This is a genomic window from Micromonospora sp. LOL_023, assembly GCF_048060115.1.
GTDB lineage: Bacteria > Actinomycetota > Actinomycetes > Mycobacteriales > Micromonosporaceae > Micromonospora_E.
Genome location: NZ_JBHMIM010000002.1, coordinates 178,557 through 195,101, shown reverse-complemented (window position 1 = coordinate 195,101; position 16,545 = coordinate 178,557). Strand labels below are relative to the sequence as shown.

Sequence of the window (16,545 nt, the reverse complement as noted above, 5' to 3'; positions counted from 1 at the left end):
GACCTGACACGCGCGGTGGCGCGACGGCCGGTAGATCAGCAGCGCGCTCGCGGGCCTCCGTGACCAAGTGCCGGCGCGTCGCCGTCCACGACGGTGATGACGACGTTGCCCACCTTGTGTCCGCTGTCGACGTACCGGTGGGCGTCGACGATCTCGGCCAACGGGTAGCTGCGGTCGATGACGACCCGGAGCCGGCCGTCGCCGAGCAGGTCCCGCAGCGCGGCCAGGGCGGCGTGCTTGCGTACCGACATCCCGGTCCGGACCCGCCGGCCGCCGGTGACGGCCGTGCCGGCAGCCAGCAGGCTGTTCGTCACCAGCCCGGTCGTCGGCAGATAGCAGCCCCGCCGGTTCAGCACCGGCCGGCACCGGGCGAACGAGCTGCGACCTACGGTGTCGAAGACCACGTCGTAGCGTTCGCCGCTGGCGGTGAAGTCCTCGGCGGTGTAGTCGAACACCCGGTGTGCGCCGAGCGAGCCGACCAGCTCGGCGTTGCGGTCGCTGCACACGCCGTGCACCACGGCGCCGAGCTGCCGGGCGAGCTGGACGGCGTACGTGCCGATGCTGCCGGAGGCGCCGACGACCAGCACCTGCTGGCCGGGCCGCAGGTCGGCCAGGTCGTGCAGGAAGTGCCAGGCGGTGGTGAACCCGTCGACGGTCGCGGCGGCCTGCGGGTACGTCACGTTCGCCGGCATCGTCGTCAACGACGCCCGCTCCGACAGGCACTTGTACTCGGCGTTCGCCCCGACGCCGAAGCCGGTGAACCCGAAGACCCGGTCGCCGATCCGGAACCGGCTGGCCGCCGGACCGGTCGCGGTGACCTCGCCGGCGAACTCCAGCCCGAGCACCCGGATCCCCTTGCGTGGGCGCCGTACGCCGATGATCGCCCGGCCCCAGCGGGGTTCGCCCCGGCGCATCCCGCACTCGGCGGACGTCACCGTGGTGGCGTGCACCCGGACCAGCACCTGGTCGCTGCGGGGTACGGGCGTCGGCAGGTCGACCTGGGTGAGCACGTCGGGCGGGCCGTACGCGTCGAACATCACCGCACGCATGTGGCGATGATGGTGCAGGCACGCTGTGGGCGTCCTGAGAGGGGGCGGGACCACCTCCGACCACCAGGACAGCAGCGGTACCTGGCTGTCCGTACCGAAGTGTTCATACCTTCGGCCAGCGCCGCGATCTGCCAGCGTCTGACCGCCGTACCCCGAGTTGCGACAGGTGCAGGACAGCCTATCGGCCTGCGAAAACGTCCCCTGTCGCGACGAGGAAGGGCTCCAGGATCGTGACAGGACAGACAGCATCGACGGCGACCTACCGGTCGCCGCGCGGGCGGCGCCGCCGCCCGCGCAACCGGCCGGGCTGGCTCCGGCTGCGGAATGTCTTCTTCGGCGCTGCCGCGGCGGCGGCGATCTCCGCCGGCGTCGTACTGGCACCGACCGCGCAGGCGGCGGAGAGCCCGTTCGAGCGGGGACCGGCGCCGTCGGCTGCCAGCATCGCGGCGGCCAACGGTCCGTTCGACATCGACGAGACGGTGGTACGCCGATCCCAGGCATCAGGCTTCGGGGGTGGCACCATCTTCTTTCCGACGTCGACCGCGGAGGGCACCTTCGGTGGGGTGGTGATCGCGCCCGGTTTCACCGCCAGGCAGTCATCGATGGCATGGCTGGCGCCGAGGCTGGCGTCGCAGGGCTTCGTGGTCTTCAACATCGACACGAACACGACGACCGACCAGCCGGCCAGTCGCGGCCGGCAGATGCTCGCCGCGCTGGACTTCCTCACTCAGGACAGTCCGGTGCAGGACCGGGTCGACGCCGACCGGTTGGCAGTGATCGGACACTCGATGGGTGGGGGCGGAGCCCTGGAAGCGGCGGATGCCCGGCCGGAACTGCGGGCCGCCATCCCGTTGACCCCGTGGAACCTCACCAAGGACTGGTCCGACCTGCAGGTGCCGACCATGATCATCGGAGCAGAGCGGGACGGCGTCGCTTCGGTGCGGCGCCACTCGGAACGGTTCCACGCGAGTTTCCCGGACGACCTTGAGTCGGCCTATCTTGAGCTGCGGGGTGCCAGCCACTTCGCGCCCAACATTCCGAACGCCACCATCGCCTCGTCCAGTGTCGCCTGGCTGAAGCGGTTCGTCGACGACGACCTGCGGTACGAGCAGTTCCTCTGCCCACCGCCGGCCGACGACCGCGCCTTCTCCGAGTACATCGACAGCTGCCCGCTGCTCTGAGCGGGTGGGACGTGCCGGACCCGGGGGCGGCCGGGCTCGGCACGGTGCGCGAGGACGAGCAGGTGGAAGCACTCAGGTCGTCACCGCCATCGAGCCGTCCGCGCCACTGCGCGACGGCGACCGATTGGCCGGTGACCATCCTCATGGATGGGTGCGGTGAGTTCCATGTTCCCACTGAGAACGAACGCGCCGACCGGCTCGCCGCACGCGGCCTGCGGGACGCGCTGGAGGCCGCCGGGGTCCCGATGCCGCCGGTGCCGCAGCAGCGCCGCCGTACCCGGTGGCGACGGCCCGCAGCGCAGGGCAGTCCGACCACCGAAGGAGAAAAGATGAGTCCGATGCCCACCGGCCGACTGGTCGGCACCGACCTGGCGCTGATCCGTACGTTCCGAGCTTCCGTCGCCGACGTCTGGGCGAGCATCACCGACCCGGCGCGTACCGCTGGGTGGTTCGGCCCCTGGCACGGCGACGCCGCGCCGGGAAGCACGATCAAGGTCCAGATGGCGTACGAGGAGGGCCAGCCGTGGATGGACTGCACCATCGACAGGTGTGAGCCGCCGTACCGACTCGCCATCTCCGCTCTGGACGAGCACGGCGGTTGGCACCTGGAGATGACGCTCGTCGAGAGCGCGGGCGTGACCGAACTGCGGTTCACCCAGCACCTGAACGGTACGGACGGTGTCGGCGAGGTCGGACCTGGCTGGGAGTACTACCTGGACGCGCTGGTCGCCTCCCGTGCGGGCGAGCCGGCACCGAACTTTGGCGACTACTACCCGGCGATGAAGGAGTACTTCGAAGCCCAGCGGTAGCCGCAGGTCGGACGGACGCGGCACCTGGCTGGGTGATCCACTGCTGGACGTCGGCCAGCGGGACCGGTTCGTGGTAGCGCTGCTCGATGGCGTCGAACACGGCCGCGAGCAGGAGCTCGTCCGCGGTGCGCAGCTTGTCGGCGACGCTGGTCGACAACCGGGCCGCAGCCATCAGCAGCAGGGAACCACTGAGAACCTGCGGCCGCCTGAGCGAGGTTCGGCCTACAGATCGTGTGTCGAGGTGCCGGTGGGCGTCGACGATCTCGGCCAACGGGTAGCTGCGGTCGATGACGACCCGGAGCCGGCCGTCGCCGAGCACGTTCGCCGGCATCGTCGTCAACGACGCCCGCTCCGACAGGCACTTGTACTCGGTGTTCGCCCCGACGCCGAAGCCGGTGAAACCGAGACCACATCAGGAACCTGATCGCTGGCTTGCGTGGTCGCTGAGTCAGCAGACGGTGGCCAGCGCTGACCGCAGATGTATCGCGGTGGCTTCGTCGAAGGCAACCAGTCGGATCCGCTCGACGTCGGTCGGCGTGGCCGCGATCGTCGCAGCGGCGATCCGGGCGGCCAGGTCGGCCGGGAAGCCGTACACGCCGGTGGCGATGGCGGGGAAGGCGACCGTCCGGGCGCCGAGTTCGTCGGCGACCCGCAGGCTGCGTCGATAGCAGGAGGCCAGGACGTCTGCCTCGCCCTGGTCGCCGTCCTCCCAGATCGGACCGACCGTGTGGATGATGTGCCGCACCGGCGGATCGAGGTCGAACGCCGCAGTCGCCATCGCGTCACCGGGCGCGCAGGGGCCGATCGCGCCGCCGGCCTGCGCCAGGCGTGGGCCGGCGGCGCGGTGGACGGCTCCGTCGACACCGCCGCCACCGAGCAGTGACTCGTTCGCGGCGGTGACGATGGCGTCCACGTCCTCGCCCGTGATGTCGCCGACGACGACCTCGATGACTGCCACGACGCGATCCTGACACATCGGCTGCGGACCCTCCGGTCCACTTTCTCAGTCGTGGGCGATCGAGAAGCCGAGGATCACCGCAGCGGAGACCACCACGTGCCCGGGCGCGAGATCCTGGACGGAAGCCTGCCCGCCCGATCCGTGCCCACGGTGCCGCTCGTGTCCCACATTCTCCGGATCGACATCGTCGATGTGCACGACCGCACCGGGTGCACATCCTCGACCTGGAGAACCACGCCGCAACCCCGTGTACGTGCACGCCAAGGCCTGTGTCGTGGACGACGTGTGGGCCTTGCGCCGGCAGCGACAACTTCAACCGACGATCCTGGACCAACGACAGCGCGCTGTCCTGTGCTGTCCTCGACGAGACCCGCGACCAGCGTGCCCCGTACGACCCGGCCGGGCTCGGCGACCAGGCCCGGGTATTCGCCCGTGACTTGCGGCTCACGTTGATGCGCGTGCGCCCGGACCGGGCACCGGACGGCAGCTGTACGCCGACGGCCGAACGGGGCTGCGTCCACCCGGCCCCGGATTGCGAAGAACATCCCGAAAAAGTAGCACTACCGAGGTGCCAGATTTCGTCATCCCAGCTATTTCTGCTGCCCTCGTGGCAGGGGGTCTGATCTCTACCTGATGGCTTTTTCGGCACCTGCCAGACCGTCGCCGGGCGTGGCCGCGATGGTGGCGCTGGCTGTCACTGGCTCGACCGTCCGCGCAACCCCTTGCCGAGTGGCCGGTCCGGGTGCGGGAGGATGGCCAGGTGGAAGCTCTAAGACTCGTACTGCTCTATGCGCACCTGGTCGGGTTCGCGCTGCTGCTCGGTGGTGCCTTCGTCCAGTGGCAGAGCGGCCGGTTCCGGATCAACTCGGCCATGCTCTGGGGTGCGGTGATCCAGGTCGTCACCGGCGTCGGGCTGTCCGCGCCGCTGCGCGACGGTGCCGAGCCGGCCCCGGCGAAACTCGTTACCAAACTGGTGCTGGCCCTGGCGATCCTGGCGATGGTGTTCTTCTCCCGTAAGCGCGAATCGGTCAACAAGGGGCATTTCCTGGCGATCATCGGGCTGACCCTGGTGAACGCCGCCGTCGCGGTCTTCTGGCGCTGACCGCACGTTACCGGCCGGCGACTGGCCGTCTCGTCACCCGGTCCGGGCACGACCGGGTGAACCGCCGACGACCCGATGCCGCCCCTTATAGGGTCTGCCGTGGGAGCGACCCAGCGGATCCGCCGGTGACCTCCCACACGGGAGAGTTACGCGAGGGTAACGGCGGCTCAACAGTCGTGCACGATTGTCGGCCGGTGGACGGGACCGCGCGTACGCTCCCGTCCAAAGTACGTCCGGTCCGACCGGCCGGGTGGGGACGCGATGCCGCGACAGTCTGCGGTGTGCAATGGAAGGAGACCGTCTTGCGCGCTACGCGTGGGATGCGGATCGTCTCGATGTTCGCGGCGGGTGGGCTGGCGCTCACCGCTGCCGCGTGCGGCGAGGCACCCGATAACGAAGGCACGGACGGCACCGGTGGCGAGGCCACCGAGACGTACTCGGCCTGCATGGTGACCGACGTCGGCGGCATCGACGACCGGTCCTTCAACGCCTCGGCCTGGGCCGGGATCGAGGCGGCGCAGAGCGAGAACGACGCGGTCGATGGGGACTACGTCGCCTCCAGCGCCGAGGCCGACTACGAGCCGAACCTGACCGGCTACGTCAACGAGGACTGCGACTTCATCCTCGCCGTCGGCGGCCTGATGCGCGACGCGACCATCGCAGTCGCCGAAGCCAACCCGGACCAGCAGTTCGGCATCGTCGACGCCACGACCGACCTGGCCAACGTCTACCCGATGCAGTTCGACACCGCCCAGGCGGCGTTCCTCGCCGGCTACCTGGCGGCCGGGTTCTCCGAGAGCGGCATCGTCGGCACCTACGGCGGCCTGCCGATCCCGCCGGTGACCATCTTCATGGACGGCTTCGTCGACGGCGTCGCCCACTACAACCAGGTCAAGAGCGCCGACGTCCAGGTCCTGGGCTGGGACAAGGAGGCCCAGAACGGCTCCTTCACCAACGACTTCGTCAAGCAGGACGAGGGCAAGAAGGTCGGCGACAGCCTGGTCGCCCAAGGCGCCGACGTGATCATGCCGGTCGCCGGTGGCGCCGGTCTAGGCACCGCCGCCGCCGCGCAGGCCGCCGGTGGGGCGTACAGCGTGATCTGGGTCGACGTGGATGGTTGCGAGAGCGCCGAGCAGTACTGCGACACGTTCCTGACCACTGTGGTCAAGAACATCCCGGACGCCGTCAAGCAGGCCGTGCTGGCCGGTGCCAACGGTGACGAGCTCAGCCCCGATCCGGGCTACCTGGGGAACCTGGAGAACAACGGCGTCTCACTGGCCCCGTACAACGAGTTCGAGGACAAGGTCGATGCCGAGCTGAAGGCCGAGGTCGAGCAGCTCAAGGCGGACATCATCGCCGGCACCATCGAGGTCACCTCCGACGCGCAGCCGGAGTAACCGGCGGCTGGCGCGCCGGGGCTGTCCCGGTGCGCCTCGCGAGCGACACCCCGCCCCTGTCACCGGGGTCCACAGACCCCGGTGACAGGGGCGGCCTCAGCCATCGACCCCTCCGGGCACCCGCCGGTGGCCCGGAGTCTCCCCGGGAGGCTCCGCTGAGACTCGAACTGCGCGGCATCACCAAACGCTTCGGTGACCTGGTCGCCAACGACCACATCGACCTGACCGTCGAGCCCGGCGAGATCCACGCCCTGCTGGGCGAGAACGGCGCCGGCAAGTCGACCCTGATGAACGTCCTCTACGGGCTGCTGCAGCCGGACGAGGGCGAGATCCTGGTGGACGGCAACCCGATCAAGATCCGCAGCCCACGGGACGCCATCACCGCCGGCATCGGCATGGTGCACCAGCACTTCATGCTGGTGCCGGTGCTCACCGTGGCGGAGAACGTCATGCTCGGTGCCGAACGCACCCGGGGCGGGCTGCTCGGCTTCCTCGACCAGCGCCGGGCCCGCGCCGAGGTGGTCGACGTCTCCAACCGGTACGGCCTGGCGGTCGACCCGGAAGCGGTGATCGAGGACCTGCCGGTCGGCATCCAACAGCGGGTGGAGATCGTCAAGGCGCTGACCCGCGACGTCGACCTGCTGATCCTCGACGAGCCGACCGCTGTGCTCACCCCACAGGAGACCGAGGAGCTGCTCACCGTGATGCGGTCGCTGAAGGCGGCCGGCAAGTCGATCGTCTTCATCACCCACAAGCTCGGCGAGGTGAAGGCGATCGCCGACCGGATCACGGTGATCCGGCGGGGCCGTACGGTCGCCACCGCCGAACCGACCGCCAGCCGCGACGAGCTGGCCGCGCTGATGGTCGGCCGCAGCGTCAGCCTCACCGTGGACAAGACCCCGGCACAGCCGGGGGAGCCGGTGCTCGACATCGCCGGGCTGGTCGTCGACGACGAGCGCGGCGTACGGGTCGTCGACGGCGTCGACCTGACCGTACGGGCCGGCGAGGTGCTCGGCATCGCCGGAGTGCAGGGCAACGGCCAGACCGAACTCGTCGAGGCGATCATGGGTCTGCTGCCGTCGGCGGCGGGCACGGTCACCCTCAACGGCGAGCGCATCGACGGCTGGAGCACCAAACGGGTGCTGCGCGCCGGGGTCGGCTACGTGCCGGAGGACCGCAGCGTCGACGGCGTGGTCAAGGAGTTCAGTGTCGCCGAGAACCTGGTGCTCGACCTGTACGACCAGCCGCCGTACGGCTCCGGTCTGGCGCTGCGGCCGGCGGCCATCGCCGCCTCCGCGACCGAGCGGATCGCCCAGTTCGACATCCGTACGTCCTCGGGGCAGGCGGCGGTCGGCACCCTGTCCGGCGGCAACCAGCAGAAGGTGATCGTGGCCCGGGAGCTGTCCCGGCCGCTGAAGCTGTTCATCGCCGCCCAACCGACCCGGGGCGTCGACGTCGGCTCCATCGAGTTCATCCACGGCCGGATCATCCACGAACGCGACTCAGGCACCGGCGTCCTCGTCGTCTCCAGCGAACTCGACGAGGTCATCGGGCTGGCCGACCGGATCGCGGTGATGTACCGGGGCCGGATCATCGCCGTCGTCGGCCCGGACACCCCACGGGAACAGATCGGCCTGCTGATGGCCGGCGTATCGGCACAGCAAGAAGGGACGCAATGACCAGCGAGAACGGTGTGCCGGCAGGCTCGCCGGACAAGCCGCCGGCCGGCGACGAACCCGCCGCCGCCGCGCAGCACGCGGCCAGCGCGGACGCTGCCAGCCCACCGGCAGCGACGCCGGCCGACGGCCAGCCCGGCACCGTCCCCGCTGGCTCGGAACCGACCGGCCCGGCCACCGACGGCGAATCCCTCGGCCAGCGCTTCCTGCACCACCTGTGGGCCGCCAACACGGTCACCGTGACGGTCCTCGCGCTGCTGCTTGCCGTCGTCATCGGCGGCGTACTGATGATCGTCTCCGACCCGGACGTGTTGGCCACCTACACCTACCTGTTCGCCCGACCGGGTGACGCGTTCGGCGCCAGCTGGGAGTTGGTCAGCCAGGCGTACGCGAACCTGTTCAAGGGCGCGGTGGTCAACCCGGAGACCGTGCGGGCCTGGTTCGCCGGTGAGGCCGAGTGGACCTCGGTGTTCCGGCCGATCTCCGAGACGTTGACCTACACCACCCCGCTGGTCTTCACCGGACTGTCGGTGGCGTTGGCGTTCCGGGGCGGACTGTTCAACATCGGTGCCCAGGGGCAGGCGATCATCGGTGTCATCGTCGCCGCCCTGGCCGGCTTCCTGCTGCCGTTGCCGCCGGTGCTGCACGTGGTCGTCGCGGTGCTGGCCGGCGCGCTCGGCGGGGCGTTGTGGGGGTTCTTCCCCGGCTTCCTCAAGGCCCGTACGGGCGCCCACGAGGTGATCACCACGATCATGCTCAACTACGTCGCGCTGTACTTCCTCACCTGGATCATCGTGCAGCCCGGCGTACAGAACCCGGAGCGGCCGGACGCGATCAGCCGGCCGGTGGAGGCCAGCGCCCAGCTGCCCCGGCTGCTCGGTGACGGGCTGCGGGTGCACGCCGGAATTCTGCTGGCGATCGCCGCCACAGCCGCCGTGGCCTGGCTGCTCGACCGCTCCACCGTGGGCTTCGAGCTGCGCGCGGTCGGCGCCAACCCGGACGCCGCCCGTACCGCCGGGATCAGCGTCACCGGCACCTACGTCCTGCTGATGGTGATCGCCGGCGGGCTGGCCGGGCTCGGCGGGGCCAACATGGTGCTCGGCAGTACGGCGAACGCGTTGACCCCGCTGGTCGCCGCCCAGATCGGCTTCGACGGCATCCTGGTCGCCCTGCTCGGCCGGGTCAGACCATGGGGGGTCGCGCTGGCGGCGCTACTGTTCGGGGCGCTGCGGGCCGGCGGCAACGCCATGCAGTCCAGTTCCGGGATCTCGCTGGAGCTGGTCACCGTACTGCAGGCACTGATCGTCATCTTCATCGCCGCCCCCGCTCTGGTGAAGGCGATCTTCCAGCTCCGGGCGGACCGCGCCGCCCGGCTGCAGACCAGCATGGCGAAGGGCTGGTGACCGGCGTTGTCCACCATGATTGCAACTGACACACCGGTCGCCGTCACGGCACGCTTCTGGAACCGTACCCGGATCACCGGGGCCGGCCTGGCTGCGGCCGGTGCCGTCGCCGCGTCCGTCTTCGGCACCCTGGCCGACCCGCAAGAGGCCCGGTTCACCCTGAGTGAGACCGCTGGCGGTGCCGCGCTGCGCATCCCGGGCACCGTCGGCGCGGTGCTGTTCGGCCTGATCGCGCTCGCTGCGGGAGCGGCGCTGCTCAGCCCGTACGGTCGCTGGTACAAGTCGCTGCTCGCCGTCGGCGTCGTCGGCTTCGTGCTCAGCTTCCTGTGCTGGCAGATCTCCACCGCGCCGACCGGGCAGAACTTCATGCCGATGGTCAACATGGTGCGCGGCACGTTCCTGCTGGCCCTGCCGCTGATCTTCGGGTCGCTGGCCGGGGTGCTCTGCGAACGTTCCGGCGTGGTCAACGTGGCCATCGAAGGACAGCTGCTGATGGGTGCGTTCGCCGGTGCGCTGATCGGCACCATGTCCGGCAACGTCTGGGTCGGGCTGATCGCCGCCGCGTTCGGCGGGGCGTTCATCTCGCTGCTGCTGGCCCTGTTCGCCATCCGCTACCTGGTCGACCAGGTGGTCATCGGCATCGTGCTGAACCTGTTCGCGATCGGCCTGACCGGGTTCCTCTACGAGCGGCTGATGCAGACCGACCAGCCGGCCTACAACCAGCCGCCGCACTTCGGCACCTGGGAGATTCCGCTGCTGTCGCAGATCCCGGTGATCGGGCCGGCACTGTTTCGCGGCAACATCTTTCTCTACCTGGCGTTGATCCTGGTCGTGGTGATCAACGTGGCGCTGTTCCGCACCCGGTGGGGGCTGCGGACCCGGTCGGTCGGCGAGCACCCGATCGCGGCCGACACCCTCGGCGTACGGGTGCTGGGGCTGCGCTACCGAAACGTGCTGCTGGCCGGCATGGTCGCCGGGATCGGCGGCGGGTCGTACACCCTGCTGCTCTATTCCTTCACCAAGAACATGATCGGTGGCAAGGGTTTCATCGCCCTCGCCGCGATGATCTTCGGCCGGTGGAGCCCGACCGGGGCGCTGGTCGCGTCGCTGTTCTTCGGCTTCGCCGACCAGCTCGGTGCCTATCTGGGGGCGATCAGCAGCGCGATCCCGAGCCAGTTCCTGGCGATGCTGCCCTACCTGGCGACGATCCTCGCGGTGGCCGGACTGGTCGGTCGGGTACGGGCACCGGCCGCTGACGGTAAGCCCTACATCAAGGCCTGATCAGGGCCAGCTACCGTTTACTACTGGCCGGTCAGGTTCCGTGGCAGTCGGGGTCACCCGGCCAGCGGGGTCGACCGGCCAGTAGCGGTAGCCGGTGCGGGTCGACCGGTCAGTGGCGGTAGCCGGTCCGGGTTGAGGAGGGCAGTCGTGGAGATCGACTGGGTGGAGCTGCGGCGTGCCGCGACGGAGGCCATGCAGCACGCGTACGCGCCGTACTCGAACTTCCCGGTCGGCGCGGCCGCCCTGGTCGACGACGGCCGGGTGGTCGTCGGCTGCAACGTGGAGAACGCCGCGTACGGCGTGGTGCTCTGCGCCGAGTGCGGGGTGGTGTCGTCGCTGCACAGCACCGGCGGTGGCCGGCTGGTGGCGCTGTCCTGCGTCGGCGGCGACGGCCAGCCGCTGATGCCGTGCGGGCGGTGCCGGCAACTGCTGTGGGAGCACGGCGGCCCGGACTGCCTGGTCGAGGCGCTGCCGGAGCCGCTGACCGTGGCCGAGTTGCTGCCGCACGCGTTCGGCCCGGCGGATCTCGCGGCGGCGGCCCTGGCACCCGGCGGTAGCTCGGGTCGCGGTCGTGGCTCGGCGGATCGGACCCGCGTCGGCACCGAGCACATCGGGCGGGCCGACGGCGCTGGCCGGCCGGTGGTGGCCCCGGACACCGCGGTGCCGGCCCGGCTGGCCAAGTGGCGGGGGCGGGGAACGGTCTTCGTGCACCCTGACTCGGCCGGTGGCGAGGTGGTCTGGACCGGCTACTGGGAGCGGTCCGAGTCGACCGGCGAGGCCGCCGGCTCGGGCATCCTGGAGGAGGCGCCGAGCTGGCCGGCGGCGGAGTCGGTGGTCGCCTGGGGCCGGGCCCGCACCCATCGGGTGGTGGTGGTCGACGCCGAAGGCGCGGTCTCCTGGGCGGGGGAGGGCGAGCCACCCACCGAGGTGAGCAACCGCTGGCAAGGCTGACCGCGTCCCGTCCCTGTCTCCAGGATCCGAGCGATCGTGGAGTTGTCGCGAAGGTATGACCAATTGTCTATCGATAAGCCCAAGATCGCCGGGGTCGTGGACGTGATCCGCGCCAAGCGGGACGGTGGCCGGCTCAGCGACGCGCAGATCGACTGGACGATCGCCGCGTACACCCGGGGCGAGGTCGCCGACGAGCAGATGTCCGCCCTGGCGATGGCGATCCTGCTCCGGGGCATGGACACCGCCGAGATCGCCCGCTGGACCGCCGCCATGATCGACAGCGGCGAACGGCTCGACCTGTCGACCGTGCCCCGCCCCACCGTCGACAAGCACTCCACCGGCGGCGTCGGCGACAAGATCACCTTGCCGTTGACCCCGCTGGTCGCCGCCTGCGGTGCCGCCGTACCGCAGCTGTCCGGCCGAGGCCTCGGCCACACCGGCGGCACCCTGGACAAGCTGGAGTCGATCCCCGGCTGGCGGGCGGACCTCACCAACACCCGCTTCGTCAGCCAACTGCGCGACGTCGGCGCGGTCATCTGCGCCGCCGGCGACGGACTCGCCCCGGCCGACCGCAAGCTGTACGCGTTGCGCGACGTCACCGGCACCGTGGAAGCGATTCCGCTGATCGCCAGCTCGATCATGAGCAAGAAGATCGCTGAAGGCACCGGCGCGCTTGTTCTGGACGTCAAGGTCGGCACCGGTGCCTTCATGTCCTCGGTCACCGACGCCCGCGAACTCGCCCGCACCATGGTCGACCTGGGCACCGCGCACGGCGTACGCACCGTCGCCCTGCTCACCGAGATGTCCACCCCGCTGGGGCGAACGGTCGGCAACGCCGTCGAGGTCACCGAATCGGTCGAGGTCCTCGCTGGCGGTGGGCCGGCGGACGTCGTGGAACTCACCCTCGCGCTGGCCCGGGAGATGCTGGACGCCGCCGGCCTGCCCGACGCCGATCCGGCTGCGGCACTGCGTGACGGTCGGGCGATGGACACCTGGCGCGCGATGATCGCCGCGCAGGGCGGCGACCCGCACGCCGCGCTCCCAGTCGCCGCCGAGGCGGAACTGATCCGTGCCGACCGGGACGGCTGGCTGGCCGCCCTGGACGCCCGGCTGATTGGCGTCGCCGCCTGGCGGCTCGGAGCCGGACGTGCCCGCAAGGAGGACCCGGTCAGCGCCGGCGCCGGTGTGATCCTGCACCGCAAACCCGGCGAGTGGGTCCGCGCCGGTGACCCGCTCATCGAGCTGCGCGCCGACGACCCGACCCGGATCGCCGACGTGCTACCCGACCTGGTCGGGGAGATCGGCCCGGACGGCGCCATCGGTCTCGTCGACACCGCACCGCAGCCGCGGGACCTGGTGATCGAGCGGATCGGCTGAGCCGGGCAACCCGTACCAGCCACACCGAACACCCCGTGTCGTGGTAACCGTGACACAGAGCGGATATCCTGCCACGCCGGGGGAGGTTCGTTCAGGGGGAACGCCGTCGTCGACTAGCGGGAAAGCGAAGCCTGTGACCGTACTCGCTCCTGATCCTCACGCCATCCGCGCGGAGAGTCTCGACGAGCTGCGTCGGCTCCGCCTACCGCTGCCGCCGGCCGGCTTTCCGCTGGTCTGGGAGCCGGGCGACGGGGTCGAGCTGCGGCCCACCCCCGAGATCGAGGCTCGGACCGCCATTCTGCACCTGGTACTCGCACGCTGTTTCGGCATGCCACCGCAGGCCGCGATGAGCTGGCTGCTCAACTCGCACCTGGTCGAGCTGGTCACCCCACCGGAGTGGCAGTTCGTCATCGGCGGCCGGGGCGACCACCGGTCGTTCGTGCTGCACCACGATGCGATCTTCGCGCTGGCCTGGGTGCTGGGCCTGACCCGGCACCTGGACCCGGTCGCGGTCTCGGACGACCGGCTGATGGCGTTGCTGCCGAACCTGCCCGCCGGTGAGACATTCGCCCAGTGGCGGTCCCGGACCCTCGTCGCGCCGCGCGACGCGGCGGAGGCGGCGGTGCTGTTGGACTTCTACTACTGCCTCGACTGGGGTTACCTGGAGGCGGAACGGCGCGGCGAGCCGCTACCCGGGGTGGTCGACGCCAACGCCATCGGGCAGCGGCGCTGGGCGCTGGAGTGGGTGGTCATCTTCCGGGGGCCGTACCACGATCTGCCAGCTGGCTGGGAAGAGATCGATCTCTCCACCTGATCTGCTGACAGCCGGCCGGCGCGGGTCAGCGTGGCCGGTAGACCGTTAGCTGGACAGCGACCGTGACCGTCACCGGCTCCGGCAGGGCGGCGATCGAGGTGGCCAGCGCCTGCGGGTCGGCGTGCCAGGAGCTCGGCCCCATCCGTACCGACGCGGCGACGTCGTCATGGCCCAGCCGCAGACGCTGGCGCAGCGTACGCCGGGACACCTCGGCGAAGTGCCCGCCGAGCGTTGCGCCGATCCGGTCCTGCTTGGCGGGGTCGACCGTGAGCAGCCGCAGCGCCCCGACGAGCTCGCCGAGATGCTCCGGCAGCGGCGCGACCACGAGCAGAACCCCTCGGGGGTGCAGGATCCGGGCGAACTCGGCGCCGTTGCGGGGGGCGAACACGTTCAGGATCAGGCCAGCGGAATCGGCGGCCACGGGCAACGGCCGCCAGGTGTCGCAACGGACCGCCGCTGCCGCCGGATGGGCGCGGGCGGCCCGGCGTACCGCCGCCTTCGAAATGTCCAGGGCCAGGCCGACGGCGTCCGGCAGGGCGTCCAGCACCGCCGACAGGTAGGTGCCCGTGCCGGCACCGGCGTCGACCACGAACGGCCGGGTCGGTGGCAGGTGCTCGCGGGCGGCCTGCGCGAGCCCGGCGGCGACCACGGCGAAGTGCCCCCGGCGCAGGAAGTCGGCGCGGGCCGCGACCATCTCGGGGCTGTCCCCGGCGTACCCGGTCCGACCGGTGACCAGGTCGACGTGGCCCTGCCGGGCGACGTCGAAGCTGTGCCCGGTCGGGCAGCGCAGCGTCCGCGCGGTGCCATCGCCGTCGGCCGCGAACGGAGCACGACAGACCGGGCAGCGCAGGTACGGCAGAACGTCGGCATGCATCACCGACATCCTGCCGCCCCGGCTCGTCGGTCGGGGCACCGGCCGGCCGTCCGCCGAGCCCGTCCGGATCGGCCTGTGTGGTCCTACTACTCTCCACCTATGGCGGCTATTTCGTTGGCGGAGATCGTTCGGGTGCCGAAGGCGTTGTTGCATGACCATCTGGATGGTGGGTTGCGTCCGGCCACGGTGGTGGAGTTGGCGGCGGAGGTGGGGCATGTTCTGCCGGTGACGGATCCGGACGAGTTGGGTCGGTGGTTCGTGTCGGCGGCCGATTCGGGGTCGTTGGAGCGTTATCTGGAGACGTTTGCGCACACGGTGGCGGTGATGCAGACGGAGGCGGGGTTGTTCCGGGTGGCCGCGGAGTGTGCGGTGGATCTGGCGGCGGACGGGGTGGTGTACGCGGAGGTGCGGTTCGCGCCGGAGCAGCATCTGTCGCGGGGGTTGGGGTTGGGTCAGGTGGTGGAGGCGGTGGTGGCCGGGTTCGCCGCGGGGGCGGTGGAGGCGGCGCGGGCGGGTCGGGTGATCCGGGTGGGGACGTTGTTGACGGCGATGCGGCATGCGGCGCGGTCGCAGGAGATTGCGGAGTTGGCGGTGCGGTATCGGGATGCGGGGGTGGTGGGGTTCGACATCGCGGGTGCGGAGGCTGGTTTTCCGCCGACTCGTCATCTGGACGCCTTCGAGTATCTGCAGCGGGAGAATTTCCATTTCACGATTCATGCGGGTGAGGCTTTCGGGTTGCCGTCGATCTGGCAGGCGATTCAGTGGTGTGGGGCGGATCGGCTGGGGCATGGGGTGCGGATCGTGGATGATATCGAGGTGGGTGGTGGGGCGCGGTTGGGGCGGTTGGCATCGTATGTGCGGGACAAGCGGATTCCGTTGGAGTTGTGTCCGTCGTCGAATGTGCAGACGGGTGCGGTGGGGTCGGTGGGTGAGCATCCGATCGGGTTGTTGCGTGATCTGCGGTTCCGGGTGACGGTGAACACGGACAACCGGTTGATGAGTGGTACGTCGATGTCTCGGGAGATGTGGCTGTTGGTGGAGGCGTTCGGGTGGGGGTGGGCTGAGTTGCGGTGGTTGACGATCAACGCGATGAAGAGCGCGTTCATCCCGTTCGACGAACGGTTGGCGATCATCGACGACGTGATCAAACCGGCGTACGGGAAACTGATCGTCTGACGGCGAGTGGCGGGCGGGTGCGGACCGCGCTGGCGCCCTGGGGATGTTCCTGGGACCGGGTCCGGTGGTGCCAGGCCCGGCTTGCGGTGCGGGTTTCCATTGGCCCCGGGCTCGTTCCCGGTGCGAGAGCTTCCCATCGGACGATCCGCCATGGCCCTTTCGGGCGGTCGCACGGGGTCGGTCGGCGGCAGGATTGTTACGGACGCCGCAAACCTGGCACGTCCCGTCAGTGGCGGTGGCGCGGGACCATGAGCGTAAGATGACACGTCGCACTCTGAGAGCGCCGTTGCTCTCGAAGCGGGCAAGACGGACAGGAATGATTACTGAGCGTGGTCGCATCAGTGCAATTCGGTGTAAGTCCCGATAACCATCGCGTCACACTCGCTGTAACAGACCACCTGGGCTTTCTCTTTGGGTGGCATCGTGATGGAATCTCGGGGGTCCGATCCGCCCCGGGTCGGCCGATGGGCGGTGCCCGGTGCGTCCAGCCGGCGCCG

General features: G+C 70.2%; 15 protein-coding genes and 3 pseudogenes. 12 read left to right on the top strand and 6 right to left on the bottom strand.

All coding sequences use genetic code 11. The features are described 5' to 3' along the window. Positions 1-35: 35 nt before the first annotated feature. Positions 36-1,049, bottom strand: a complete 1,014-nt coding sequence (locus tag ACFHVL_RS02050; protein WP_416625014.1) for an NAD(P)-dependent alcohol dehydrogenase — start codon at positions 1,047-1,049, stop codon at positions 36-38. Positions 1,050-1,279: 230 nt separating this feature from the next. Here ACFHVL_RS02050 and ACFHVL_RS02045 point away from each other — a divergent pair, with 230 nt between their 5' ends. After that, a complete protein-coding gene (locus ACFHVL_RS02045) occupies positions 1,280-2,230 on the top strand; it encodes an alpha/beta hydrolase family protein (RefSeq protein WP_416625012.1) in 951 nt (316 codons plus the stop codon). Between the two features lie 131 nt (positions 2,231-2,361). Next, the gene (locus ACFHVL_RS02040; RefSeq protein ID WP_416625069.1) at positions 2,362-3,039 is read left to right on the top strand and encodes an SRPBCC family protein; all 678 of its coding nucleotides are present in this window, start codon (positions 2,362-2,364) and stop codon (positions 3,037-3,039) included. A 238-nt stretch (positions 3,040-3,277) separates the two neighbouring features. On the opposite strand, the pseudogene ACFHVL_RS02035 reads toward ACFHVL_RS02040, so the two are convergent. The 4 genes and pseudogenes from ACFHVL_RS02035 to ACFHVL_RS02020 all read right to left on the bottom strand — a co-directional run. Further along, positions 3,278-3,370 (bottom strand): annotated as a pseudogene (locus ACFHVL_RS02035) (zinc-binding dehydrogenase); the annotation flags it as partial. Then, positions 3,356-3,442, bottom strand: a pseudogene (locus tag ACFHVL_RS02030) (NAD(P)-dependent alcohol dehydrogenase); the annotation flags it as partial. The pseudogenes ACFHVL_RS02035 and ACFHVL_RS02030, both read right to left, overlap by 15 nt. A 45-nt stretch (positions 3,443-3,487) precedes the next feature. Continuing rightward, positions 3,488-3,997 (bottom strand): macro domain-containing protein, encoded by a 510-nt coding sequence (locus ACFHVL_RS02025; protein ID WP_416625011.1) that lies wholly within the window; start codon positions 3,995-3,997, stop codon positions 3,488-3,490. A 45-nt stretch (positions 3,998-4,042) separates the two neighbouring features. Then, positions 4,043-4,195, bottom strand: a complete 153-nt coding sequence (locus ACFHVL_RS02020) for a hypothetical protein (protein ID WP_416625010.1) — start codon at positions 4,193-4,195, stop codon at positions 4,043-4,045. Between ACFHVL_RS02020 and ACFHVL_RS02015 the strand changes: the two are divergent. The 9 genes and pseudogenes from ACFHVL_RS02015 to ACFHVL_RS01975 all read left to right on the top strand — a co-directional run. Next, a pseudogene (locus ACFHVL_RS02015) lies at positions 4,192-4,485 on the top strand (phospholipase); the annotation flags it as partial. The gene ACFHVL_RS02020 and the pseudogene ACFHVL_RS02015 overlap by 4 nt on opposite strands. Positions 4,486-4,757: 272 nt before the next feature. Continuing rightward, positions 4,758-5,099, top strand: a complete 342-nt coding sequence (locus ACFHVL_RS02010) for a hypothetical protein (RefSeq protein WP_416625009.1) — start codon at positions 4,758-4,760, stop codon at positions 5,097-5,099. Between the two features lie 320 nt (positions 5,100-5,419). Then, positions 5,420-6,496 carry a BMP family lipoprotein gene (locus ACFHVL_RS02005; RefSeq protein WP_416625068.1) on the top strand — a complete coding sequence of 359 codons (1,077 nt, stop codon included), beginning with the start codon at positions 5,420-5,422 and terminating at the stop codon, positions 6,494-6,496. Positions 6,497-6,525: 29 nt separating this feature from the next. Beyond that, the gene (locus tag ACFHVL_RS02000) at positions 6,526-8,175 is read left to right on the top strand and encodes an ABC transporter ATP-binding protein (RefSeq protein WP_416625007.1); all 1,650 of its coding nucleotides are present in this window, start codon (positions 6,526-6,528) and stop codon (positions 8,173-8,175) included. Further along, the gene (locus ACFHVL_RS01995; RefSeq protein WP_416625006.1) at positions 8,172-9,575 is read left to right on the top strand and encodes an ABC transporter permease; all 1,404 of its coding nucleotides are present in this window, start codon (positions 8,172-8,174) and stop codon (positions 9,573-9,575) included. The genes ACFHVL_RS02000 and ACFHVL_RS01995 overlap by 4 nt, the downstream gene beginning before the upstream one ends. A 6-nt stretch (positions 9,576-9,581) precedes the next feature. Continuing rightward, positions 9,582-10,856: an ABC transporter permease gene (locus ACFHVL_RS01990; protein WP_416625005.1), complete on the top strand. Its 1,275-nt coding sequence runs from the start codon at positions 9,582-9,584 to the stop codon at positions 10,854-10,856. 147 nt (positions 10,857-11,003) lie between these two features. Next, positions 11,004-11,807 carry a cytidine deaminase gene (locus ACFHVL_RS01985; RefSeq protein WP_416625003.1) on the top strand — a complete coding sequence of 268 codons (804 nt, stop codon included), beginning with the start codon at positions 11,004-11,006 and terminating at the stop codon, positions 11,805-11,807. A 69-nt stretch (positions 11,808-11,876) separates the two neighbouring features. Further along, positions 11,877-13,184 carry a thymidine phosphorylase gene (locus ACFHVL_RS01980; protein ID WP_416625066.1) on the top strand — a complete coding sequence of 436 codons (1,308 nt, stop codon included), beginning with the start codon at positions 11,877-11,879 and terminating at the stop codon, positions 13,182-13,184. A gap of 133 nt (positions 13,185-13,317) precedes the next feature. Next, positions 13,318-13,998, top strand: coding sequence for a DUF4272 domain-containing protein (locus ACFHVL_RS01975; RefSeq protein ID WP_416625002.1), 681 nt, complete (start codon positions 13,318-13,320; stop codon positions 13,996-13,998). A gap of 25 nt (positions 13,999-14,023) precedes the next feature. Here the strand turns inward: ACFHVL_RS01975 and ACFHVL_RS01970 are convergent, their stop codons facing one another. Continuing rightward, the gene (locus ACFHVL_RS01970) at positions 14,024-14,872 is read right to left on the bottom strand and encodes a putative RNA methyltransferase (protein ID WP_416625000.1); all 849 of its coding nucleotides are present in this window, start codon (positions 14,870-14,872) and stop codon (positions 14,024-14,026) included. 99 nt (positions 14,873-14,971) lie between these two features. Between ACFHVL_RS01970 and ACFHVL_RS01965 the strand changes: the two genes are divergently transcribed. Next, positions 14,972-16,048: an adenosine deaminase gene (locus ACFHVL_RS01965; RefSeq protein ID WP_416624998.1), complete on the top strand. Its 1,077-nt coding sequence runs from the start codon at positions 14,972-14,974 to the stop codon at positions 16,046-16,048. Positions 16,049-16,545 lie beyond the last annotated feature (497 nt).

What these genes read in the sequence shown, in the direction of transcription:
- ACFHVL_RS02050 (WP_416625014.1), bottom strand. Translation starts at nt 1,049, where the DNA reads ATGCGTGCGGTGATGTTCGACGCGTACGGCCCGCCCGACGTGCTCACC.
- ACFHVL_RS02005 (WP_416625068.1), top strand. Translation starts at nt 5,420, where the DNA reads ATGCGGATCGTCTCGATGTTCGCGGCGGGTGGGCTGGCGCTCACCGCT.
- ACFHVL_RS01995 (WP_416625006.1), top strand. Translation starts at nt 8,172, where the DNA reads ATGACCAGCGAGAACGGTGTGCCGGCAGGCTCGCCGGACAAGCCGCCG.
- ACFHVL_RS01970 (WP_416625000.1), bottom strand. Translation starts at nt 14,872, where the DNA reads ATGCATGCCGACGTTCTGCCGTACCTGCGCTGCCCGGTCTGTCGTGCT.
- ACFHVL_RS01965 (WP_416624998.1), top strand. Translation starts at nt 14,972, where the DNA reads ATGGCGGCTATTTCGTTGGCGGAGATCGTTCGGGTGCCGAAGGCGTTG.